This is a genomic window from Nitrospirota bacterium (assembly GCA_016180645.1).
Taxonomy (GTDB): domain Bacteria; phylum JACPQY01; class JACPQY01; order JACPQY01; family JACPQY01; genus JACPAV01.
Genome location: JACPAV010000018.1, coordinates 26807 through 48215, shown reverse-complemented (window position 1 = coordinate 48215; position 21409 = coordinate 26807). Strand labels below are relative to the sequence as shown.

At 58.1% G+C, this 21409-nt stretch carries 24 protein-coding genes; 16 read left to right on the top strand and 8 right to left on the bottom strand.

The window, feature by feature from the left end:
• Window positions 1–172: 172 nt before the first annotated feature.
• The 4 genes from HYT87_11570 (at window position 173) to HYT87_11555 (ending at window position 2907) form a co-directional block, all read left to right on the top strand.
• Window positions 173–1054, top strand: a complete 882-nt coding sequence (locus HYT87_11570) for an MBL fold metallo-hydrolase (protein MBI2060398.1) — start codon at window positions 173–175, stop codon at window positions 1052–1054.
• Between the two features lie 642 nt (window positions 1055–1696).
• Entirely contained in the window at window positions 1697–1888 is a 192-nt protein-coding gene (locus tag HYT87_11565; protein MBI2060397.1) for a hypothetical protein, read from the top strand.
• Window positions 1881–2141, top strand: coding sequence for a type II toxin-antitoxin system RelE/ParE family toxin (locus HYT87_11560; GenBank protein ID MBI2060396.1), 261 nt, complete (start codon window positions 1881–1883; stop codon window positions 2139–2141). Before HYT87_11565 ends, HYT87_11560 begins: the two co-directional genes overlap by 8 nt.
• A gap of 220 nt (window positions 2142–2361) precedes the next feature.
• The gene (locus HYT87_11555; protein MBI2060395.1) at window positions 2362–2907 is read left to right on the top strand and encodes a hypothetical protein; all 546 of its coding nucleotides are present in this window, start codon (window positions 2362–2364) and stop codon (window positions 2905–2907) included.
• Window positions 2908–3086: 179 nt separating this feature from the next.
• On the opposite strand, the gene HYT87_11550 is transcribed toward HYT87_11555, so the two are convergent.
• Complete coding sequence (locus tag HYT87_11550; GenBank protein MBI2060394.1) at window positions 3087–3248, bottom strand: helix-turn-helix transcriptional regulator; 162 nt, start codon at window positions 3246–3248, stop codon at window positions 3087–3089.
• 1128 nt (window positions 3249–4376) lie between these two features.
• Between HYT87_11550 and HYT87_11545 the strand changes: the two genes are divergently transcribed.
• The 4 genes from HYT87_11545 (at window position 4377) to HYT87_11530 (ending at window position 6951) form a co-directional block, all read left to right on the top strand.
• Window positions 4377–4886, top strand: coding sequence for a hypothetical protein (locus HYT87_11545; protein ID MBI2060393.1), 510 nt, complete (start codon window positions 4377–4379; stop codon window positions 4884–4886).
• Window positions 4887–5034: 148 nt separating this feature from the next.
• Window positions 5035–5289, top strand: coding sequence for a hypothetical protein (locus HYT87_11540; protein ID MBI2060392.1), 255 nt, complete (start codon window positions 5035–5037; stop codon window positions 5287–5289).
• Window positions 5261–5509 (top strand): hypothetical protein, encoded by a 249-nt coding sequence (locus HYT87_11535; GenBank protein ID MBI2060391.1) that lies wholly within the window; start codon window positions 5261–5263, stop codon window positions 5507–5509. Before HYT87_11540 ends, HYT87_11535 begins: the two co-directional genes overlap by 29 nt.
• Window positions 5506–6951 (top strand): hypothetical protein, encoded by a 1446-nt coding sequence (locus HYT87_11530; GenBank protein MBI2060390.1) that lies wholly within the window; start codon window positions 5506–5508, stop codon window positions 6949–6951. The genes HYT87_11535 and HYT87_11530 overlap by 4 nt, the downstream gene beginning before the upstream one ends.
• A 107-nt stretch (window positions 6952–7058) precedes the next feature.
• On the opposite strand, the gene HYT87_11525 is transcribed toward HYT87_11530, so the two are convergent.
• Window positions 7059–7340, bottom strand: a complete 282-nt coding sequence (locus HYT87_11525) for a hypothetical protein (protein MBI2060389.1) — start codon at window positions 7338–7340, stop codon at window positions 7059–7061.
• Window positions 7341–7358: 18 nt separating this feature from the next.
• Complete coding sequence (locus HYT87_11520; GenBank protein MBI2060388.1) at window positions 7359–7535, bottom strand: hypothetical protein; 177 nt, start codon at window positions 7533–7535, stop codon at window positions 7359–7361.
• A gap of 1154 nt (window positions 7536–8689) precedes the next feature.
• Here HYT87_11520 and HYT87_11515 point away from each other — a divergent pair.
• Together HYT87_11515 and HYT87_11510 are read left to right on the top strand one after the other, a co-directional pair.
• Window positions 8690–9940: a site-specific integrase gene (locus HYT87_11515; GenBank protein MBI2060387.1), complete on the top strand. Its 1251-nt coding sequence runs from the start codon at window positions 8690–8692 to the stop codon at window positions 9938–9940.
• Between the two features lie 248 nt (window positions 9941–10188).
• On the top strand, window positions 10189–10617 hold the full coding sequence (locus HYT87_11510; GenBank protein ID MBI2060386.1) for a hypothetical protein: 429 nt from the start codon (window positions 10189–10191) through the stop codon (window positions 10615–10617).
• Between the two features lie 1139 nt (window positions 10618–11756).
• Here HYT87_11510 and HYT87_11505 read toward each other — a convergent pair.
• Window positions 11757–12701 carry a hypothetical protein gene (locus HYT87_11505; protein MBI2060385.1) on the bottom strand — a complete coding sequence of 315 codons (945 nt, stop codon included), beginning with the start codon at window positions 12699–12701 and terminating at the stop codon, window positions 11757–11759.
• On the opposite strand from HYT87_11505, the gene HYT87_11500 reads away from it, so the two are divergent.
• The 6 genes from HYT87_11500 to HYT87_11475 all read left to right on the top strand — a co-directional run bounded on the left by HYT87_11500 (window position 12700) and on the right by HYT87_11475 (window position 16713).
• Window positions 12700–12954 (top strand): helix-turn-helix domain-containing protein, encoded by a 255-nt coding sequence (locus HYT87_11500; GenBank protein ID MBI2060384.1) that lies wholly within the window; start codon window positions 12700–12702, stop codon window positions 12952–12954. The two genes, HYT87_11505 and HYT87_11500, sit on opposite strands and share 2 nt — an antisense overlap.
• A gap of 13 nt (window positions 12955–12967) precedes the next feature.
• Window positions 12968–13216, top strand: coding sequence for a hypothetical protein (locus tag HYT87_11495; GenBank protein ID MBI2060383.1), 249 nt, complete (start codon window positions 12968–12970; stop codon window positions 13214–13216).
• Window positions 13217–13293: 77 nt separating this feature from the next.
• Complete coding sequence (locus HYT87_11490) at window positions 13294–14532, top strand: DUF3987 domain-containing protein (GenBank protein MBI2060382.1); 1239 nt, start codon at window positions 13294–13296, stop codon at window positions 14530–14532.
• 163 nt (window positions 14533–14695) lie between these two features.
• Window positions 14696–14971 carry a hypothetical protein gene (locus HYT87_11485; protein ID MBI2060381.1) on the top strand — a complete coding sequence of 92 codons (276 nt, stop codon included), beginning with the start codon at window positions 14696–14698 and terminating at the stop codon, window positions 14969–14971.
• Window positions 14972–15053: 82 nt separating this feature from the next.
• On the top strand, window positions 15054–15374 hold the full coding sequence (locus tag HYT87_11480) for a hypothetical protein (protein ID MBI2060380.1): 321 nt from the start codon (window positions 15054–15056) through the stop codon (window positions 15372–15374).
• 448 nt (window positions 15375–15822) lie between these two features.
• A complete protein-coding gene (locus HYT87_11475) occupies window positions 15823–16713 on the top strand; it encodes a helix-turn-helix domain-containing protein (GenBank protein ID MBI2060379.1) in 891 nt (296 codons plus the stop codon).
• 85 nt (window positions 16714–16798) lie between these two features.
• On the opposite strand, the gene HYT87_11470 is transcribed toward HYT87_11475, so the two are convergent.
• From HYT87_11470 to HYT87_11455, 4 genes are read right to left on the bottom strand one after another with little or no spacing between them, the layout of a single operon-like run.
• Entirely contained in the window at window positions 16799–19555 is a 2757-nt protein-coding gene (locus HYT87_11470; protein ID MBI2060378.1) for an ATP-binding protein, read from the bottom strand.
• On the bottom strand, window positions 19534–20193 hold the full coding sequence (locus HYT87_11465) for a hypothetical protein (protein ID MBI2060377.1): 660 nt from the start codon (window positions 20191–20193) through the stop codon (window positions 19534–19536). Before HYT87_11465 ends, HYT87_11470 begins: the two co-directional genes overlap by 22 nt.
• Before the next feature lie 9 nt (window positions 20194–20202).
• A complete protein-coding gene (locus HYT87_11460; GenBank protein ID MBI2060376.1) occupies window positions 20203–20970 on the bottom strand; it encodes a DUF1828 domain-containing protein in 768 nt (255 codons plus the stop codon).
• Window positions 20970–21398 carry a hypothetical protein gene (locus tag HYT87_11455; GenBank protein ID MBI2060375.1) on the bottom strand — a complete coding sequence of 143 codons (429 nt, stop codon included), beginning with the start codon at window positions 21396–21398 and terminating at the stop codon, window positions 20970–20972. Before HYT87_11455 ends, HYT87_11460 begins: the two co-directional genes overlap by 1 nt.
• Between the last annotated feature and the right edge of the window lie 11 nt (window positions 21399–21409).

Genomic DNA, 21409 nt, shown 5'->3' with positions numbered 1-21409 from the left:
CGTGTGCGAGGTGAATGGCGTGGGCTCCCGAATCGTCGGTATCCTAGTCTCCTTCACCCTTTTGTGCAGATCCGTGGGTGGATCAGAGCCGGCGCGTGTCGACCCGTCATCTGCAATTGAGGGCACAGTCCAGGTCGTCTTTCTTGACGTGGGGCAGGGCGATGCGATCCTGGTGAATTGTCCTAACGGCTCGCCGGGGATTGTCATAGATTCTGGGGACGTGCCCGGCCGGGTTCCGGATGCCCGCCAACGGTTTCAAGCAGGAATCGGAAACTATTTCCACGCATCCAAAACCATTCCACTCGTCATCGCGACCCACCCGCATTCCGATCACATCGGCAATCTCGCGTGGCTTTTCGGTCAGTTCGAAATTCGCGCCTATCTCGACAATGGGCAGCCCCCACGGAAGGCATCGCGCACGTTTCGAAGTTTGGAAGTGGCAGTAAACTCGGAAGTAGCGGCGGACGGAACGAGACGGCTGAATCCTGACTCCGCCATCGAGCCGCTTGAACCCTGTCCGGGCAGTCGCGTCTCCCTAAAGATCCTTGGTCCACGACGGAGATGGGGCGACTGCGCCGACGATCCGAACAACTGCTCGGTGGTCGTTCGTATGGATTACGGCAAGACCTCCTACCTCTTCACAGGGGACTCTGAGCGCGAGGCGGAAGAGCGATACTTGGGCGACCCGGCTGCCAGGGGGCTCCTCGACGCGGATGTTCTGAAAGTGGCGCATCACGGATCTGAAACATCGAGTTCGCGGGGATTTCTCGCTGCGGTCTCCCCCAAGGTAGTTGTCGTAAGCGCCGGTCCGCCGGGTCAATTTACCAATCGAAATTACCGGCATCCCCGCTTGGCGACTGTGGCCGCCCTCATGTCGGCAATGCCGCACGCTCTGCTCCGACCAGCATCCGACTTCCGTGTTTTCGATTCGCGTCGGAACCTCTGGACTTCATTGAGGACCGATCTGCCGCTCTACGTGACAGCCTCGGATGGAGACGTCGTCATCCGTTCCGACGGCGAGAACCTGCTTCTGCCCGGCCAGCGCCCGCCTTGACGATCGATTCGCGAAAGCATACATTCCGAGAGCTGGCGGCTGAACGCCGAGTGCTGAAAGCGATCTTGCGCGGGTGTTGCTCAGGGGCAGCGCCAGGACCGAATGGAGTTCATTCCGTTGTCCCTGAGCCAGGTGGGCGACACCCTACGCCCTTGACGAGTGGCACCGCATCGCGGAAGCTTGACCGAGTAAGGCGGGTGTAGCTCAGGGGCAGAGCATCTGCTTCCCAATTTCAACCTAACACATAATCACTGCTCACAGGTTGTCATTCCCCCTTGAAGAATCGACGTTTTCCCAATCGGTGTGAAGTCCGATGACAAGCCGTTACGTGGGATTACGGTACAAACTTTGGAGTAAATTTGGAGTCGGAATTTCCGGCCGGGATTTTCGCGCCATACGGAAAATGCGATTGCAAGCCCGTGGCGCGATTTCTTCCGCGCGGATGAAGTGCGAATCGACCGAGGCGGTGGGATGCACCCACGTGCCGACCGGTGCGAACGGCGGGGCATCGGTGGAAGCATCCGAGTCGGAAAACCGACACGCCTCCCGGCTTGATTCCGTCCAGGGGGTTGCACGGAAACTTCAGCCATTTTTCCCGCGTTGAACCGAACAGGATGGCGTGATATTCTTGATCTTGTGAGCATCAAAGGCGTTCAGTTCATTTCCGACTCGGACGGCAGAAAGAAGGCCGTCGTATTGGATCTTGCCCGCCATGGTAGGATTTGGGAGGACGTTTACGACTCGCTGGTGGCGCGGAGCCGCCGGAACGAACCGCGGGTGAAATGGGAGGACGTGAAGAAACGTCTTTCCTCGCGCCGACCCCGGCGTGGCTGAGTACCGCGTCACCCTTGCGTCGTCCGCCGAGCGCGAGCTTTTGAAACTTCCGCTGTCAGCACAGAATCGAGCAGAGGCGGCCATCGACAAGTTATCAGTCAACCCCCGCCCGCTTGGAGTGGTAAAACTGAAAGGGCGCCTCAACCTGTGGCGCATTCGCGTCGGGACCTACCGGGTCATCTACGGGATTGACGACGGATCGAAAGTCGTAGACGTAACCCACATCCGCCACCGCAAGGACGCCTACCGGTAATGTCATGATGGGAAAATCCCGGCGAGAGTCTCCCAACCCGCCGGGCTGAAAGGGGGAACAGCATGGGACCGATGATTCATGACGGCTTCAACGCAATAGAAGGCCCTCGTCGGGCCGCCCAGAGCGGCCGCATTGTGTCGCGATGATCGATTCAACTCCTTGGGCAGAGCACATACCCTCCCGTGAGTCCGTCTCCCCTGAAGATCACATCCGGTCCAGGATGGCAATCCGCGACGTATCGGTTGGACAACTTTCCGCCCAATTCGCGGGCACGGAATATCGTGAGTTGGTAACTGCTCACATGGCAAAACAGAAGCTTCCCCAGATCCGGGCCGCCATCTACGGTCACGTCGCGGCATTTAATCGCGAAGAGGCCGAGGTCGCGTCCCGTGTCCTGGCCAGCACCCGGGGCCATGCCTATGACTGGCGCTTCTGGCGGCTTGACACTGCCTCCGTCCTCGATGGGGTGGTCAAACAATTTCGAGCGGGGATTTCTGAAACAGGGAGCCGGTTCGAAGAATCGATAGCCTTCAACCTCTTCCAGCTTGTTACTCTAGACTTCGTCCAATCTGCCTACCTGCACGATGATCTCCGTGCGCTTTCGGGTGTGGGCAAATTGCCTTTGTCGGGGCGGGTACGCAAGTGGGGTATTTGGGTGGCCGTCCTGCTGGCGTTTGGGCTGGGCTTGTGGCTCGCCCCCGTCCGGCACGCGACGCTGGAGGATTGTCGGATGATGTACCCTGGCATCTGCGGCGTTGGGCGGTGACAGCCGCGCGCGGCGGGGCATCGGTGGAAGCATCCGAGTCGGAAAACCGACACGCCCCCCGGCTTGATTCCGTCCAGGGGGTCGCGCGAGAACTTTGCCTGAATTCCGATCAGACGTTCCGAAGGGAGGGAGAATTCTGGTCGGGAGCGGATTTGAAGGGTTGCCCGGATGCCATGGCCTCAAAGCAGGCTGGAGGGTGGCACCGCCAGAGCGCCGGCCAGACGCACGATCAGAAAAAGACTTGGGTTGCCGTCGCCTGCCTCGATCCTCTGGATGTGCCGGGCATCGATCTGGACCAATTCGGCAAGCTTCTCCTGGGTGATCCCTCTTCTTCTCCTCAAAGAGCGGACTTTTCCTCCGAGTCTCTTGCCCGCTTGACGTTCCTTGGCTGACGACTGAAGCACCTCGTATGTGTAGCCTTGCTTCCGCCGAAGGAACACGCTATTAATAGCGGCATTGTTGTATTACAATCGCCATGTGAAGGTGGGGGCGAATCGAAAGGGGGAATCATGAAACGATCTGTGAAGTTCATCGGGGCCGCCCTGCTCCTCCTGCTCGCGGGTTGCGGCAAGGAGGGAGATCCGACCTGCAAGGAGGGAGAGTACCCCGTCAACGATGGCCTGAGTTGCTGCCCGGTTGGGACTGAGTTCAAGGCGGGCCTCTGTGCGAAACCAGAGCAGGCCGCGACCGTCGCTCCACAGACGCAGACTCCGCCGACGACGACAACGGTTACACCGCAGCCTCCCCCAACTTCAACCGAATCACAGCCACCGCCAGCGGAACCACCACCGACCGTAACGCAGACGGTCGAGCCGCCTCCGACGACGCAGCCTCCAACTCCCCCGACACCCCAACCGCCGCCGACTCCCGCTCAGGTCGATTTGATGGCCATTGAGGGAACTTGGCTTTTTGCGAATCTGATGACGGGCAATTCATGTTCTCCGGAGGAGAAGGGCAAAACGAATTCGGAGGTAATCATCTTGGAACGAAACGGCCAAGCCATTGCGGATCGTGGATTGTCCGGGATACTCCCTGGCTGCCAAAAACTCTCAGACACAGAACTATCGGGCGTGATTTCCTCCACAGGTATATTCTCCCTCTCCAAACGTTCCGTCTCCTCATGTTCCCAAGATACGGTCACAGTAGATTTTTCCTACTCTGGGAAGTTCGACGGTACTGGGCTTGTCGGCACCCAATCGGTGATCGCTTCATACTCCCAATCTGGAGCCATCGTGAGGTATTGCACGTTCAGCTATACCTTCACCGCGACCCGGTAGCGGTGGGAGATGGGGAGAATTGAATGGGACGAGATTCATTGGTAGGCTCGGGGAACATCGAAGGACTTTCTGTTATTCCGCATGAATCGCCCAGCCAAACGAGTGCGCAGCGCCCCTCGCGGGGGGCTGAGAAAACCTCGCAACTACTGTAGGGACCTGCGCCGGTTCCTGGCCACGAAGCATCCTGATGTCTTGAGGCAATTTGAGGCGGAGCGGAAAACTGCTTCGCCGGAAAGTATCATCCTCAAGTACGTCTCCTCCTACTGTGGGATCTGGCATCTTTTTAACGGGAGCCTGCGCGACGTGAGACGAACCGATCGACGTGAATGGCTCAAGGAGTGGCTTCTAAACCACAATCAGAACCTCAAGCTGAACGATCTCCCGCCCATTGATCCGGTGGTGATAGCCAACTACCTGTCACTAGCTCGCACGCCGTCCGAATTCGCGGTGATCGAGACCTCACAAGAGTTGGGAATCAAGGCGGACCGGGTGCGCGATGTAGTCAAAGCTTCATACGGAAAGCGAAATCCGCAGATGAGAAGCTTCCGGTTGCAGGTCCTCCGGGAGTGGCGAAAGTCGGGAGTTGTTCACAAAGGCCGCGTCGTTAGCCCGGTGGAACTGACCTCGCTTTCGCCGAATAGAATTCATCGCCGGGCTATTGTCCAACGTCTCCTGAATCCAGACACCGCCAAAATCCGATAGCCGCGGACGGTTGGAATCAGGGGGGATTTGACCTTATCTCCTCCCACATTTTTCCACGCTGCTTTTCAGAAATGGGGGTGTGCGCGAAAATGGGCGCATGAATGACAATCCTTTCGGTGAAATTACCAGAAACACAGGAGGTGTTCGAGTGACGGATCGACTACGCACTTACCCCCAGTCCGGCGAGATGATCGGACTATCCGGCGGCACCGTGCGAAATCTTGTTTCCGCCGGGCGGTTTCCAATTGAGCCGGTCCGAATCGGGAGCCGCGCCGTCAGATTTCGAGAAAGCGACCTCGCCCGCATCGTGTCCGGCGAATTGAAAATCGGCCCCCCGGTGAAGCGCAATCAGAAAACAAGCGAGGGAGCGGGCGATGCCGGAAGTCGCTCCGCTGTTCGCTGAGTGGTGCCGCGACCGCGAGCGGGATCTTCTCGATGAACGCAACGCAATGCGCGAAGCCCTCAAACACGCCGAGACGCGCATGAGAGATGATACGCTGTCACTCTCGCTTGCACAGAACTTCTCCGAGAAAGCGGATAATGATCTCCGCGCCTGGCGCGAGCTGCCGCTCCGGGCGAAGGTAGCGGCGTTCAACACCGCCCTGGAGCGAGGGTCATTGTGAGCGAACATCTTGAAACCCTCCTCCGCGAGAGCGGGGCGACGGAGAAGGTTGAACGCCTCATGCGCCCGAACGGGGCCGCGGAGATGATCCGGGCGAAGATCATCCATCCCGCCCTGCACTTTGAAAACGACTTCGCGTGTCTTTCGGTCGCGCTACCCGGCCCCGCCGGGAAGCCCCCCGTGTGGCACCTGGTCACCTCACACGGTGAAGTGATCCCCCACGCGGACCTGGCCGCCCACAGCTACACCGCGAGCGTCCTTCCCAAGATCGAGGGACACGGTTTTCTCAACCGCTGGCGCACGGAGTCTATCCACGCCTTCAAGAGCGGGGTGAAGGGCGACTTCAAGAAAATCACGGGCCGGATCGTCACGATGTCCCGGTATCTCTTCGACGCCCCCGAATCCATGCACGTCCTGATCGCAGCGTGGGTCATCGGGACGTACTTCTACCGCCTGTTTCCGGGGTTCCCGTACCTCAACATCCTGGGCGGAATGGCGACGGGCAAGAGCAAGCTGGAAGAATTCCTTGCGGCAGTCGCCTTCAACGCGATCAAGAGCGAGAGCGTGAGCGCGGCGGTCCTGTACCGCCTGGTCCATGCGACGGGGGCAACGATTCTTTTCGATGACCTGGAAAATTGGGGCAAGGATGAAAAGTCCGAAATCATGCCTCTGGTCAATAGCGGATACCGGCAGGAAGCGTGGGCATTGCGGATGGTCGGCGAAGGGAAGGACCATGTGGCGTGGTTCAACGCATACTCGCCCAAGGCGTTCGCGGGAATCCGTGGAATCGGGGATGTTACCAGTTCTCGCACGGTCGAAATCCTCATGCAGCGGGGGAAGGATCGGGACCGGCTGAACCGAGGTGTTCGGGACATCATCGGCGACTTGGCCGAGGCGCGGGACCTGCTTTACATCCTGGCCCTGAGCCGGTTCCGGGACGTGACGAAAGCCAATGACGCGGACACCGCCCCGGCCTTCCTTGTGGGCCGTGCCCGTGAACTCTGGCGGCCCCTCTTTGCAATAGCGGATTGCGTCCAAGCGGACGCGCCGGAGTTCAAAACCCGGGAGACTCTTGAAGAAAAGGCGAGGGAGACGCACGGGGAGGGGAACTGCATGAGCGAGCGAACTGAAAACACCCTTGTTGCTCTCCGTGATCTTGCGACCGATGCCGAAAGCGTGATCTATCCCGGCCAACTGGCGGCCTACTTTGGTACTAAGCCGGGGGAACGGAACTTCAGGGCGGAATCGGGTGCGTTCGGGGCTGAGCTGACGCGGCTGGGATTCAAGGGCAAGGGACGAACGAAACAAGGAAAGCGTTTCCGGGTGACAATGGATCAACTTGCGGACGTTCTCGCCCGGTACCCTCTACCCCCCAAAACCGATACACTCGATACACTGGCGGGGTCCGATACACCAACCGATACACCACCTAAGTGCTTCTAACTACGTCGATTTCATGCTTTGGTGTATCGAGTGTATCGGAAAGAGGGGGGAAGGGGTTTCGATACACCACTCGATACACTTCGGGGTGGTCGATACACTGAAATGAGCTACCCGATCCCCTCCAAGCGGTGGCCACCGACTTCTCTGATTCTCAATTGCCCTCCGGTGGGTGGGTTGAAATGGATTCGGTGCAGATCATCTATCCTGCATCGGACGGCCGGTTCACCACTGTGGAGAGTGACCTTCTTGGCGTGTAGAGAGGGATGGGACAGATCGACGGAGGCAAGCCGACACGCCTTGATGAACCGGGCTTTCGCGTTCTTCTCCCAGGCGTCCACCACTTCAAGAATTGCAGACGGGATGACGACTTCAAATCGGGCGGTGGGCACGTGATGAGAGGGGGGAACCTACCGGGCGGTCTTGCGCCAGAGCTTGTATTCCTCCGGCGTGAACGCTTCTTTCCAAGAGCGGTAGTGAACCTCCGGCAGCTTGTCCAGCATCCGCTTGATGGCGAGGGATTCAGCGTAGGTCTTACCGTACCGGGGAATTCTCTTTCTCCGCGTTTTACCCTTCCCGTTCTTCATGGCGACTCACTCATTCTAGTCCCCACTCACTCGCGCGTCAACGGGCAGACGGATCGCATCCCTTCGCCGGGAAAACGGTTATCGCTCCACTCATTCCCGTGCCTACCAGGGCTAGAGGGGGGGTGCGTCGGTGGCGGGACCGCTATCGGTGTTGCGGAGGGATTGAAACATCCAGGTGCAACCCCTTACGATTACGGAAAGCTGCGAACGTCGCCAACCTTCCACGGCCTGGGGAAAAAAGGGGATATGCACACGAGAGAGGCGGCCTTTGGGCGGTAGCGGGAGCGGTCCCCCGGCTCGCCACGCGGGGACGGTTGAAGCTGCTCAGGCGGTAGACGTTCTCTGGCTTCATCGCAAAAGGTTTCTTGCGCCCGCCGGGGCCGGGGGGGTCGGTTTTGTCACGGGTACGCTCTCATGGACGCTGGACGGGCAACCCTTGGCGACGTTGAGTTACGCCGCATCGGAAAGCAAGTTTGAGTTGAACGGTACCGCGATTCCCCTTGAACGGACGACCTGCCATTTCGGGGGTGTGCGCCCTTGGTTCCGATGCCCGGAGTGTAGTCGGCGTTGTCAGACCCTCTTTTTCACCGGGCGCTGGCGGTGCCGTCTGTGCGGACGGCTTACCTACGATAGCAGGCGGATGCACCGGCAGGTGGGGGCCGAGTTCCGAGCGGCAAGGAAAAGTGTTCACGGGCGCGACGATCACCCTTCCCCACATGGACGGTGCCCCCCCGCTGGATGGACTTGGGAACGTTGGATGACGAGCCGATTGAGGCGGATGACCAATCCTCTGTACGTGGCCCGATGGCAGCGGAAGATGTCCCGGTATGGCAGGGCGGTGGACGCATTCGGTGCGGCGGTGAAAGCACTTCGGGCCGAAATACGGAACCGGAATCGACGTTCCCGGAGAAGGGCTTGACAAGAACTCTAGAATGTGTGACTATGTAACACAATGAGCAAGAGACAACATGACAAATCGTTCCTTCGTTCCGTGCGCTTGCATTCGGAACTTGAAGGACGTATAGACGCGCTCCTGAAAGCACGGGGTGAGAATTTCAACGAAATGGTCAACCGGCTGATCCGCAAAGAGGCCGTGCCCGACAGGTGCCCGACGTGCGGACAGGCAATCCCGAAGAAGAAAGGGGGCAGGTAAGATGCCGAAGATCAAACGGTACAAGGGCGTGAGGCAGTTACCGGACGGCCGGTTTCTCGTTCGCTACCCGGACCTTGGAAGGAAGTACCATGAGAGGATTCTTGAGCGGCATGAGGCCGGAACGATTGAGACGGCGATCGGGATTCTGGACGACCTGAAAGGGAAGGTCCAGGCGGGTGAAAGGCCGTGGGAGAGGCTGGCCGCGATTGTCCCGGAGCCTGTGACCACGTTCAACATGCTGGCCGATGAGTGGCTCAACTACTCGCGCATTCACTTGAAGGCATACACGCGGGACGTGTTCTGCTTGAAGGAACTCCGAAAGCATTTCGGGGAGAAGGACATCCGCGAGATAGCACCGGCGGACGTGGAGGCATTCAAGCAGATCAAAGTTGATGAAGGGTACGGAAGGCCGAGCGTGAATCACTGGCTCGCCATGCTGCGGCGGGTGCTGAACAAGGCCAAGTCTCACGGCAGGCTGGATTCAACCCCGTTCCCGGCGGTGAAACTCTTGAAGCTGGAGAAGAAAGGCCGCTTGAAATTCCTCTCGCCGGAAGAGGAAGCCTTGATCCTCCACCATGCCGAGGGCTGGCTCCGGCCCGTCATCACGTTCAGCCTTCACACCGGATTGAGGCTGGGGGAGACGGCGCGACTCACGCGGCAGGACGTGGACCTTGAAAAGCGGATCATCTACGTCGAACACACCAAGAGCGGCAAGCCCCGCGCGGTTCCCATGAACGACACGGTACACGCGCTATTGAGCGATGCCTTGAAGGTTCACTTCCTGGATGATGACCGGATATTCCGGCATTGCGGTAGCTTCATGTCACACAGGTTTACGCTTGCGGTCCGGGACCTGGCCGCGAAGGTTGCGGAGGCCCGGAACAAGGGCGCGAAGTTCTACAGGATCGGGGAAGGGGAGGGGGCCGAAAGGATCGACCTTGAGAAAGTGACCCTTGACGGCGTGGTGTGGCATTCCCTCAGGCATACGTGGGCGAGTCGCCTTGTCATGGCCGGGGTGCCGATCAAGACCTTGATGGAGCTTGGCGGATGGAGTAGCTTGGAGATGGTGGAAGTTTACGCGCACATCGGGGACGAACACAAGGCCGAGGCGGTTAAGCGCTTGGACGTTTACTCAGGAGACAGAATTTGCGTGCCGAAGGTCGGGACCATGGTAGCCCAGGCGCCCCTAATGCGGTCCAGTCGTGCCCAGTCTGCCCAGGTTCGACATGAACGCAGTTTGATGATTGGATAGGATCTTAGTCCATGGGCATGAGTCTTCAAGATCAAGTGTTGACTGGTCAACTGGTAGGAGAGGCATTCCCGTATCTTTCAATCCTAAGCGGATTCGACCGAGATTGTTCTGAGGTGCACGTCTGTTTCCATGCCAGAGTCAAGAAGCTTCATGCGCCAGACAAGTTGCTGAGTATCCGAATTCGAAGTAAAGGCGCTCGCTTGCGATTGACGTATTTTCCAGATGACCACGGTGGCTACAATTCACACTTGGATATCGACATCGAATTTCCATTCACCGGCAGGGCGATTCGGCGAAAACATCCTCCGAGTTCTGAACATGACGGAATGGCTTTCGGGCGTATCCTCTCAGGATTGACCAAGAGCCGCGTTCACGTAATTGGAGCCGGATTTCGATTTCCTTGGACAAGATTTGAACCAAGACATACAATACTAAGGAGTACGCCGCGGAAGGACTTGTCAACTGATATCAGAACCGTGTCGATGGACATGAGATTCTCCCAGAAGGGGAAGGATGTCTTCAAGATCTATTGCGAATATGGAAAGGAATGGGGAACTGCAAGGGTTCGAACAGTTCCGAAGGAGGATCTGGACTCGAAGAATTTCCCCGTATTGCTGGGGGAAATGTCCGCGATGGCTCGGCAATTCCTGATGGTCGAGGAAAGAAAACATGTCTAAGGTAGTAGAAGTTATGGACCATCCTCCACATGATTTTGTGGTGGTACCTGATCACGACCCACCCGACTTGTCGGCTCCCTCATTGGCCAACTCGAAGGTGCTCAAGTTAGGACGGGACTTTCTGTCCAGCTTAGCGAAAGCCCATGAGACGATGCTGGCGCTTCAAGAATTCCAGAGCAAGCTGAGAGAGATTCAAGGTGCTAGAGGCTTAATCTGGGGAATTGGGCCTACTGAATCTTCGATTGTTCTCTGGTCGGTTGTTGAATGTGATGACCGAACCGTTGCCTCGAAAATATATCAGCAAGAACGGAACCTATTCGAGAGATTTCCCCAATTGAGATTTGACTTCAAGGTTCTGTCGGACGGGTCTGGGATTCTGGAATATCTACCTGACAATTTCGTGTATTCAACCCTTTAGACGCCTGCCTCCTCGGTTGGAAAGAAAGGCACATTACGCAAAGAAGGACAGATTGCTAGCCTTCTATCTTTCCGGGGTGGAGTCTGGGCTCTGGCGCACCTATCCCGATCAAGCAGTAGTAAGCATTTTCTATGCAGCGGTGCATTCTGTGGAGGGATTCTTTGCTCCCAGGCAGCATTCGAGTAGCCACCAAGATCGCCAAATGAAGATTTGTGCTCATCCCGTGGCCAGAGAGATATATGACAACTATCGCGCTTTGGAAGACAAGGCGTGGGACGCGAGGTACACGAACAAGAGGGTTGGGTCGGAGGAGCCCAGAGGGCTCTACGCAAATGAGCTGGTACCTATTGGAGCGAAGTTGAACGTTACCATACCAACTCATCCCGCAGATAAGGTCCTATCTCAGCCAGTCGGTTGAGTGATGCTCACGCTTCAATCTAACTTATTAGGGTCCGAAATTTGGAGTAAATTTGGAGTTGACGAAGCCCCGAAAACGGCGGTAGGCTAACTCCTTGAAATCACAGTAAGGCGGGTGTAGCTCAGGGGCAGAGCATCTGCTTCCCAACACGCAGTAACCCTTTTCAGTACGTTCACGAATGTTGCGTAACGCTGCGCAGCTTCGATGAAATCTTGAACTGAACGTTCCGGAACGTTTCACCCCTTTCGGGGCCATTTCGCCATCATTCCATGCAAAAGTGTCCCAAAAAGTGTCCCGGGTTCTTCAGGCGGACTGTGGGCTATCTTCTCTGATTGGCGGGATCCAGATGATGATGTAAGCAGCATTGCGATCACCCTTCCATCCTGACCTTTCTGATTTCGATATTTTGTCGGATTCCTCGATCATTACGCGGGCAGCCTCCGGTAGTTTCTCAGGCGGAATGTCTTCGGGAGGAAGATTTAGAAGCCTTGGAGCAATGTCTTTTACCTTTTTCAGCGCGCTGAGCACCACAGACTCGGTTGGATCTGGATCGGGAGTGGAGATGATCAGCCCATCAGACCTCCTCTTGAGTGGAATCACGCCAATAATGTCGTGTCTATCTCTGAGTGCAGATTGATCGGGCAAACCGTAATCGAGAGGCATGACGGTCCCCCAAGGATCGACCAGACAATTCTTCCCGTCGTTCCCAAGGAGCAGGTATCGTCGTGGCCTAGCATACGGCTCGTACTCCATGTAAATCTGTCGCAGCGACTCCTTTTCATATTTCTGGCCGTACAGTTGTCCTGCTGACATCTTGTCCAGTACCTCTTCGGTCGAATGGAGCAGCCGCAATTTCAGATCACCGGCTTTGTAGAGTCGTTGTTGGAATCGCTCGAATTCGGCGATTGGCACACCCAGCGGGAAGTCCTTGAGCTGGCGGACCTCCCGCCTGATCGCGGACGCTATGCAGAAGTGTTTCTCGAACTCTTCCGTTCTGCCGCGTTTGGGAGGAAGGTGCAGAGGGAGGAAAGGCCGCACAAGTTCGTGTTCGCCCCATACTGAGGAAATCCACAGAGCCTTCGAGAGTAGACCAGGATTCCACCGGACATCGAAAATAGTTATCGCGGAGCTCGGCCCCGTTTCTCCGAGGAACAGATACTGCTCACGTTCTCTTGTCATGTCGCCTCGTTGTCTCCATTTCGCTACGTTTACGCCCGCCATCCGGGATTGCGGGATGATCGAGAGCATGTCACCACGTGACGAATCGCGCAACGAGAACCCAGTCCCTGGAGCCGGAAACGGGGCCACGGACATGGACGTGCCCCCTCGACTGCTCCGCCTTCGGGATTCCGCGCAGGTGATGGGTATTTCGTACGCATCGATGTACCGCCTTGTCCGCTCAGGCGAAATCACGCCAGTGATGATCGGGACCCGAATCTACATCGAGCCGGCCGAATTGGATAAGTTCGTCGATCGCCACAGACGCAAATCGGTGGGATGACGAGCGCATCGACATGACTCGCGACGCAGCGCTGTTTCGTGCATGGGCGGCGCACCGGCTGATGGAGCTCCGAGATGACTACCGGGTCTATCGCGGAGTCCGCGAGGTCGCGGAGGGGAAATTCCCGCACGACGCAGAACTCCTATCCCTCGCACGAGAGGCCGACGAAAGGGCGCGGGTGGCACTGGACACCTTCGAGCGCTTGCCGTTGGAGCTTCGCGTGCGCGAATTCGCAGATCGGCTGAAACGAGGAGTGCTGTGACCAGCCGCACCGACGATCTGCTCGCGAAATCCGGCGCGACTGCTCGGATCGGAGAACTCCTCGATGATCCGATCGGGATCAAGACCCCTGCGGCGAAAAGAGATCATCCGTGGCCGACGCTCGACAGCGCGGCACTCCACGGACTTGCCGGTGACTTTGTTCGTAGCGTCGAACCACACACCGAAGCCGATTCGGTGGCTCTCCTCCTCCAGATTCTCTTGGGGTTTGGCAACGCGCTCGGGCCGAAACCACACTTCGTAGTCGAGGGTACCCGCCACGGACTGAATGAATTTGCCGTGCTAGTGGGGAGGACCTCAAAAGCACGGAAGGGCACGTCTCTAGGTCGAGTGCGCCAGGTGATGAAGTACGCTGACGAAGGTTGGGAGGCAGGCCGAATCGCGAGTGGACTGTCGAGCGGTGAGGGGCTGATCTTTCACGTACGCGACGCGACGGAGAAATGCGTGAAGGGCGAATTGGTCGTCGATGATCCAGGGGTCAACGACAAGAGGATTCTCATCGTTGAACCTGAATTCGCCTCGTTGCTCCGCGTCATCGCGAGGGAGGGCAATACCCTATCGCCCATAGTGCGCAGGGCGTGGGATGGCGACGTCTTGCGGACGCTGACCAAAAACAGCCCGCTGAGGGCGACGGGAGCACACGTCTCGATTATCGGGCACGTCACGACCGAGGAAGTTCGACGTGAGTTGACGCGGACTGAAATTGCAAATGGGTTCGCAAATCGGTTCATGTGGCTTTGTGTGCGGCGCTCCAAGCTGCTGCCGGATGGGGGAACACTCGACGAGGAGACCCTTCGGCCGCTCGCGACCCGATTCGGGTCGGCCCTGGAGCTTGCGCGTACGTTCGACGAGATCCGGAGGGATGAGGAATCACGACGAATTTGGGCGGAGGTATATCCCACTCTTTCCGCCGACCGGCCGGGCCTATTCGGCGCAATCTGCGCCCGGGCCGAGGCGCATGTGCTGCGGCTGCCATGTCTGTACGCGGTTCTGGACGGATCAGGGATCATTCGCCGCCCCCACTTGGAGGCGGCGTTGGCTGTCTGGGACTACGCCGAGGCTTCCGCCCGATTCATTTTCGGAGATTCGCTGGGTGATCCGGACGCAGACACCATCTATCGCTCTCTCCGGACCATTCAGGAAGGGATGACCCGAACGGAAATCCACGCCCTGTTCGGGCGACACCGCTCTGAAGGCCAAATCGACGCAGCACTGGCACTGCTGCTCTCGCATAGCTTGGTCTCGCGGACAAGCTCCGTAACGGCAGGCAGGACGGCTGAAAGGTGGTTCGCACGGTGACGGGGAGCCTTCTTTCGCATATTTCGCATTTTTCGCAGGGGCGGTAGATCCGGAAATGGGGTACTTGGACATCGCTCGGAAGGTGAGAGGGATTGGCCTACTACCTGCCCACCCGACTGGTCCCATCGAGAGATGCGAAACAAGCGAAAAAAGCGATCCAAGGATGTGCCAGCTTCACCATAACGCGGCCAGGTCCCCCGTCTGTGAACGGAAATTGGATGCTCAGGCTCGGCCACTGGCCCACCGCATATGGTCTGGGATTTTCGATGAGCACGTTTGGATTGCCCGGAATCGAGGCGAGGCCCTGCAAGCTGGGATCATCCGGGAAGATGGAGAGGCGGTGTACTACTTGGACACGGACGATGTGGAATTCGTCAGGCAAGACCCTGCGAAGGTAACGGCCTTCAAGAAGGCGTTTCTTTCGCCGGAGATTCATTGAAATGGGAAACAAAGCGGGATTTACGGGCGAACGGCTCGGGACACTCCCGCGTCTTCATCATCTAGAAAGAAAGGAGGCCTTGATGGCCACGAGAAAAGCAAATCTCTCGGACCTGCGGACGGCGGTCAACGAGTTCGGAGCCGCCAGCGTTACCGAGGCGGAGAAACATCTGGCTGAAGCTCTTGGGCACTTGCACACCCACAGGTATGCGTCGGCGCGACAGTCCGCCTCGAGAGCGCGGGCAGCCGTTGAGGCGGTTCTCAAGTATGCCGATGAAGTGGAGGCCGATCTGGGCGCGCCGTTGGTCGCCGAACTCGAACAGGTAGGTGATCGAGCGTCACGCTTTCTCCTGTTGGTCGAGAATGCCCCGGAAGAAGAGGAAGCAGAGGGGGCACGCCGCTGAGTCTGCCCTCCTTCTATTCCTCCCGCGAAATAACCCTCGGGGAGTCGGGCTTCAGCGCCCGGGCATCGTGCGGATGCCACTGGCGGGCCCGGCTCCCCGTTCCATCCCATCTTCGGTATGGGGTAACTCTGTGCAGACTCGTTCCTGTCCGTGGTAGTCCGTGGGCACAATTCCGGCACTCATTCGGACAGTGGAAAGGTGCACATGCGACCATTGGGGTGCCCGCGGGGTACCCTGGAAGATCGCATTCGTGAGATGGGCAGAACTAATGCGACCGATCCAGGGCATTTTGCCGACGTATCCGTGCGCGGAAAGTGGCATGTTCAGCACGCGGATGGTGCAATTCCGCTGCCCGATTGAGCCTGTGGTGCTTCCACGGATTCGCGTGGGTTGCATGACGGGTGCAGGATTAGATACGGTGACCTCGCACTGAAGGCCGCGTTGTAGCATGTCGAAGACGATTGATCCCCCCACACGCGCCAAGGTGTTGGAGATGGCCGAACAAGGCTGGAGCTACAAGGCTATCGCGGCGGCTGTTGATCTCCACCGCAATAGCGTTGCGCGTCTGCTGCGACGGGAAGCAGAACCTGTCGCGGAGGGCTCCAATGGGTCCACCCTCAACAATCCGCCAGGCATCCAGTCCAAACAGCCTACCGCTCCCATTCCAACCAACGGCTCCACGAAGCCTGCTGCCGTCCACCCGCCGTCGGCAACCACGCTGGCAAAGCCGACCTCTCCTGTTCCCGCGACCCCGAACCAGTCGGAGAGGGATCGAATGTCTCGCGCTTTCATTTCGCTCGATAAGGAATACAACCCGAAAGCCTTGGTGAAGGAGATTGGAATGACCCCGGCCGAGGCGGAGAAGGTGGTGCTGGACTGGTGTAGAATGACCGGAGTTTCCGACGCACTGAATGCCTTGGAGATTCTCCGACAGGAGGGATTGGCGCCCTCCGAGGTGGCCGATCTACTTCTCGGGGCCCGGGAAGTGGCGAATGCCCTCAGCGAAAGCACCGCGAACGTTCTGGCGTTCCCGTTCTGGTACAAGGAGGACCGGAAAAAGTTGCAGGCTCAGTTGGCGCATCTCGAAATCCAGAAAGCCTTACGCTCTGGAGAACTCGATGAGATGATCAATGCCATTGTTGACTTCCATGCGAAGATCGAATCGATCAAGCAAGAAATTAGGATCCTCCAGAACCAGCGAGATGTGTACCGGCAGATGCTGGCTGACGAGAAACGGAAGGTGGATGAAGTCATGGAACTCGCGAAGCAGATTCAAGATGCGGCTTGGCTCAAAGAATCTCTCGAAAAAGAAATCGAGCAGCTCAGAAGGGAAAAGTAGGGGCTGTCGCCCCCGAACGCCTTCAGGTAGGGGCCAACTGAACAGTGCAGGTGTTGGGCTGCTCCCCGGGGGAAGCCCGCACCAACTACTCGATGCGAATGCGGTTGGTGAGGCCGAGGTCGGCAAGGATTTGGCGGAGGTCCGATTCCAGGGAAGGGGCAACGCCGGACTTGACGGTCACGGTGAATTCGACGCCCACCTTGAGGTTGTCGCCTGAGCGGAGTTTCGGGAGAATCTTCGTGCCCAGTCGGTTCCAGAGTTCGGGAGGGATGTCGCCGACCAGCCGGATGGTCCGGGTGCCCGCTACTGGCTCCACCGGGGGATGAGGCGTTGGGCCCACCGTTGGTGGTGGCGTCGTCAGGGCGGTCGGACCCGTGGGCGTTGACGTAACTACAATGCCGCCTCCCTTGAGTTCCTTGGCCTTGGCTCTCGTCAGGAGAAAAACGCCTTCGTCGAAATTGACCTCATCCACGGGCAGCATTTCCTCGAACCAGATCCGCTCGAACGAACCGTCCTTCTTCTGCCCGGAAGCCAAGCCGAACTCTGCCCGGCCGACGAATTCCACAACTTTGGCCCTTAGCACCAGATCCGGGTCCACTAGGCGGGTGAGGGCACCGTTCAGAAAGCTTTGCCGAAGGCTCGCGAGCGGCCACCCTCCGGTTTTCTTCAGCGCCGGAGGCCAGTGCCGATCAAGGTAGCCCGCGCCCACCGATTCATTGAGGAGTGCCTGTGACTTGAGTGCCGCGATAACCCGCCCGCAAAGCGTTTCCGACGCGCTGGCGTGCCCGGCTCCCAAATCGATCACCTTGAGGCCGTCCTTCTCGGCGGGATCGGAGAGCACCACGTACCGATACCCGCCCCAGACCTCCTCCCGGGCGGTATCCTCGGCAATCTTCACTCTCGCTTGCACCTCCGAGCGATCAGACTTATCAAAGTCGCTCCCAAGGGTTCCGTTCGCCAGCTCCTGTGCAACTCGCTTCCACGCAAGCCAATTCTCTACATCGTCTCTCAGCTCCCGGCCGGGTTTCTTGAAACACCACACGAGCGACCCGGGATAAAGCCGAGGCGACTTCCCCCGCTGCTTTGTCCACTCGGCCACCTGCACCCGTAAGGACCCCTTCCCAATCCATTCCAGTTCAGGATCCATTGTAATGATTGTGAGCTTCGGCGAATCCTGAATCTCCGCCCCATCGTTGGGGAAATCGATAACGGGGATGCCGGCGCCCCTCCTGAATTCCCCGCGCACGAGATCCCTCATCGTGGGTTTGACCTCTGATTCCTGGTCCAGCGACGCTCGCCGATCGCTCACCACTTTCTTGAGGGTTGCTTGGTGGTGGATCTGGAAGCCGTCGGTTCCGACCTTCCGGACGTAGTAGCCACTGGCTTCCATGGCGAAGGCGGCGCTATCGACGGAGGTTGTATCGATACTGGGTTCCCCTAGCGCAAAGCGGAGCTCGGGAAGGTGGGCCACCTTCTGCGCATGCCCACCGGAAGACTCGAACAGGATCGCTGCGCCGACTCGCCTGTGTATGTCCCGGAGAGGGCCCTTTGTATCCGCATCGAGGGCCTTGGCATGCGAATGAGCTCCAGCCAGGTCGGAATCGATGGCCGTGGCGAGCCGGGCCTCTCCGATCTGCCCCAGCACCACGCTCCGGAACTCAGGAACCTCAAGGGGCGCGGAGCCTAGCGTGATGAGCGGTTCCGTCCGGGCCTTCTTGAAGCTCTCTTGGGCAGCGATGGAGATCCATTGGGCGAACATGGCCAGGGTGCCTCGGGTTTGCTGATACTGCTGAAGGGCTTGCCATTTGCGCTGGAAAACCGAGAGGGTGGCGGGATGGAAGGGGTAGCAGTCCTCGAACCTCTTCTGAAGAAACTCGCGCGATTTGGCGTCCGTCGCGCTCGTATCCACTGCCGTCCATTCGGGTGGAAGTTGGGCTCGCCTCTCAAAACACCAGTCGGCAAACGTCTTGGCCACGTTCTTTCGGGCCTTCTCGCTGCCGAGGTCCTCGAAAAGCCTCCTGCGGACGACTTCGCTGATTTCCGTCTCGTCGTTCGCGATGAGCTCCTTGGCCACTCGCCTCACGACCTTGGTGATCCGCTCCTGCCACTGCGTATCCCAGTCCGTCATTTCCACCTGGCTGCGGGGCAGGCTGATCACCATGGCGCCGTGGGTCGTACCGGTCATGGCCCGGTTCAGATTGTCGAAAAACGCGTAAGTTGGCTCCACCAGCGGCCGATGACGATTGAAGAAATTCAACACCTCGTCCATCAGGATCAGAATAGGACCGTTTGCGGCCTGAAAGACGCGATGCAGAGCCTCCGTGCCCGGCGGGGTGGTCTTGGCCGCCTGGCCCAGTTCGGCAACTCCCTTCTCGCCCGCAAGCTGGCGCGCAATGTCGATCCATGGATTTTCTCGGCCTTCGCGCGGGTCCCAGGCGTTGCCGACGAAGACGGCGACCCGGACGTTCTCGACGATGGGTAGCTCGGCATGGGATAGAAGGTCGGAAGTATCCTTGTTCTTGTGGAGTGCCTTGCCGTTCTTGGCGATGTGGTAAAGGGTTGTCAACGTGTGAGTTTTCCCGCCGCCGAACTGCGTGACCAACGTGAGGACAGGCGCCGTGCTTTCCGTCTTGCCTTGGAGCCGTCGCAAGACCAACCCGGAGTATTCCCGCAGGGCGCGCGTGAAACACGTTCGGGCGAAGAACTTTGTCGGGTCTTGGTAGTCCTCTGGCGCATTTCCCGCCACCACCTGCTCCAGCGCGATGGCGAATTCGTCCGGGTTGAACGACCGTCCCTCCCGTACCTCCCTACGAGGCGTGGCTACCTTGTACCAGGGTTCCATCGAGGGGCTTGCGGAAAGAGGCTGAGAGGGTGGGGGCGCGGCGGGCGCTTCTTGCTACCGCTCACCTTCGTCAAGAAACGATTTCTCACCGGTGCAGGGCAATCAGAAAGGAGCTTCTGCCAGTCCGCTTCATTCTTCAATTCGAGAAACGAGCGGGTTGGAGCAAGGTACACCAGGACGGATTTGCCTTGGCCGATGAGCCGCGAAACGTTCGCCAAAGTCCCTGTGCTCTTGCCATCCCACAACATGAACCCCACCGTAGCCTCATTGGCCATGACGGCGTCCTTGCTGGCGAAGTGGGCGAAGTCCTTCCTGACGGAGGAGGAACGCACGGATCTGACCGGCCAGCCGCCGAGATTGTTCCTGCACTCACCTTCGACGCAGAACACCTGGACGTTCCTGTGGCCCTTTGCATGGAGGTGCTTTTGTGCCGCCTTGTCGGCGCCGTTGGCATCGCCGATCAAGATTGAGAAGTTCTGCTCCATCATTCGGTCAATTCTGGCCATCACCTCTGTGTCGAGTCTCGTCACATGCCTGGAACCGGCGATGAAAACCTTTGTCATGTCTTGCTCCGGGTCAAACGACTGCCCCTCGCGAACCTCCTTCTCCGGCGCTACGACCTTGTACCAGTATTCCACGCTCTCGCCCTATTCGGCCAATGCATGAACAGCCTGCTGGCGTCCACTCCAAATCACGGGTTTCACCTCATAGACTTGCAGTGCATCCATGATCTCGCCACCCACCTTGCGATCTTGATCATTCAGAAATGCATACGCTTCGGAAGCGTCCACCCTTGCCTCACGAGTGTCCGAGAGGGAAAAGAGATAGAAACCGATAGTGTTCTTGCTTGGCGTGTTGATCGCTTGTATCAGTCGTTCAGGCCGGCTCTGGGATTTTGGGATTAGAAAATCGATTGCCTGATCGAATCCGCTTCTGCCAGATATTTTTACGCGAGGGCTATATCGGATCCTGTTCTCATCCAGAAAGCCTCTTACGTCCTCCCAGAAAAAACCGGAGACCCGAGGCTGGGCCATCACAAACATGTCATTGATTGAAAGCATCGCTTGAACCAGCGAATGAATGCGTTGCCCAAGATTGCGGGGTGTGGCATCCACGATCAAACGATCCTCCTCCATCCTGACGCCGTATCCCTTCAACATCGTCTCGAGGACGGCTCGTCGCTTCGGAGTAAGCAGGTCCATCCCGCTCGTTTCCAAGTCCGCAAGGATATATCCGTCGTCGGTGATCAGAATCTTGCCATCCTTCTTCTGGGCGTAGATTTGCAGGTGGTCATTGTGTCTGTCCAGGAACGGTGTGGTCAATTCGCAGGCGTCTTGAAGTTGGGCGACCGAGAGTCCTTTCTTGATCCACTCGACGTATGACTCCACCAATTGTTCACATTCCAGACGGTTCATCAGTTCTCGTCCTGGACGGGAGGATATCCGCCAATTCTGCAATAGGCGAGAAAATCGAGGAGGGTTTGGACAACGCTTGACGGTTTCCTGAATTCAGATTGGTCGAGAGGGTATGCCCACTTGTCATCGTAGCCCTCACGGTACAAGTGTATGTGGCTTCCCCCAATCTTGGTTTCATCTGGGTTCGTGTGCGGTGCCCCGTCCAGATCAACTCGTACCAGCACGACCACCTTCCTGCCCCGGGTGTTGAAGGACACTTTCGATAACTTCAGGCTTGCCCGCCATATGTCGAGTAGGAATTGTTCCTTCTTGTCATCGCCGAGCAGTTCATACACTCGCTTACGTCCCGGTGTGAGCCGCAGGGGTTTGGGATCTGCGAAAGTTTTCTTCATCGCAATCAGAAGATCGGCCTCCGCCTGGGTCAGCATGAGTGATGGCG

What these genes read in the sequence shown, in the direction of transcription:
- HYT87_11475 (MBI2060379.1), top strand. Translation starts at nt 15,823, where the DNA reads ATGTCGAAGACGATTGATCCCCCCACACGCGCCAAGGTGTTGGAGATG.
- HYT87_11500 (MBI2060384.1), top strand. Translation starts at nt 12,700, where the DNA reads ATGTCACCACGTGACGAATCGCGCAACGAGAACCCAGTCCCTGGAGCC.
- HYT87_11495 (MBI2060383.1), top strand. Translation starts at nt 12,968, where the DNA reads ATGACTCGCGACGCAGCGCTGTTTCGTGCATGGGCGGCGCACCGGCTG.
- HYT87_11480 (MBI2060380.1), top strand. Translation starts at nt 15,054, where the DNA reads ATGGCCACGAGAAAAGCAAATCTCTCGGACCTGCGGACGGCGGTCAAC.
- HYT87_11455 (MBI2060375.1), bottom strand. Translation starts at nt 21,398, where the DNA reads ATGCTGACCCAGGCGGAGGCCGATCTTCTGATTGCGATGAAGAAAACT.
- HYT87_11535 (MBI2060391.1), top strand. Translation starts at nt 5,261, where the DNA reads ATGCCGGAAGTCGCTCCGCTGTTCGCTGAGTGGTGCCGCGACCGCGAG.
- HYT87_11470 (MBI2060378.1), bottom strand. Translation starts at nt 19,555, where the DNA reads ATGGAACCCTGGTACAAGGTAGCCACGCCTCGTAGGGAGGTACGGGAG.
- HYT87_11555 (MBI2060395.1), top strand. Translation starts at nt 2,362, where the DNA reads ATGGCAATCCGCGACGTATCGGTTGGACAACTTTCCGCCCAATTCGCG.
- HYT87_11505 (MBI2060385.1), bottom strand. Translation starts at nt 12,701, where the DNA reads ATGCTCTCGATCATCCCGCAATCCCGGATGGCGGGCGTAAACGTAGCG.
- HYT87_11460 (MBI2060376.1), bottom strand. Translation starts at nt 20,970, where the DNA reads ATGAACCGTCTGGAATGTGAACAATTGGTGGAGTCATACGTCGAGTGG.
- HYT87_11515 (MBI2060387.1), top strand. Translation starts at nt 8,690, where the DNA reads ATGCCGAAGATCAAACGGTACAAGGGCGTGAGGCAGTTACCGGACGGC.
- HYT87_11485 (MBI2060381.1), top strand. Translation starts at nt 14,696, where the DNA reads ATGTGCCAGCTTCACCATAACGCGGCCAGGTCCCCCGTCTGTGAACGG.
- HYT87_11520 (MBI2060388.1), bottom strand. Translation starts at nt 7,535, where the DNA reads ATGAAGAACGGGAAGGGTAAAACGCGGAGAAAGAGAATTCCCCGGTAC.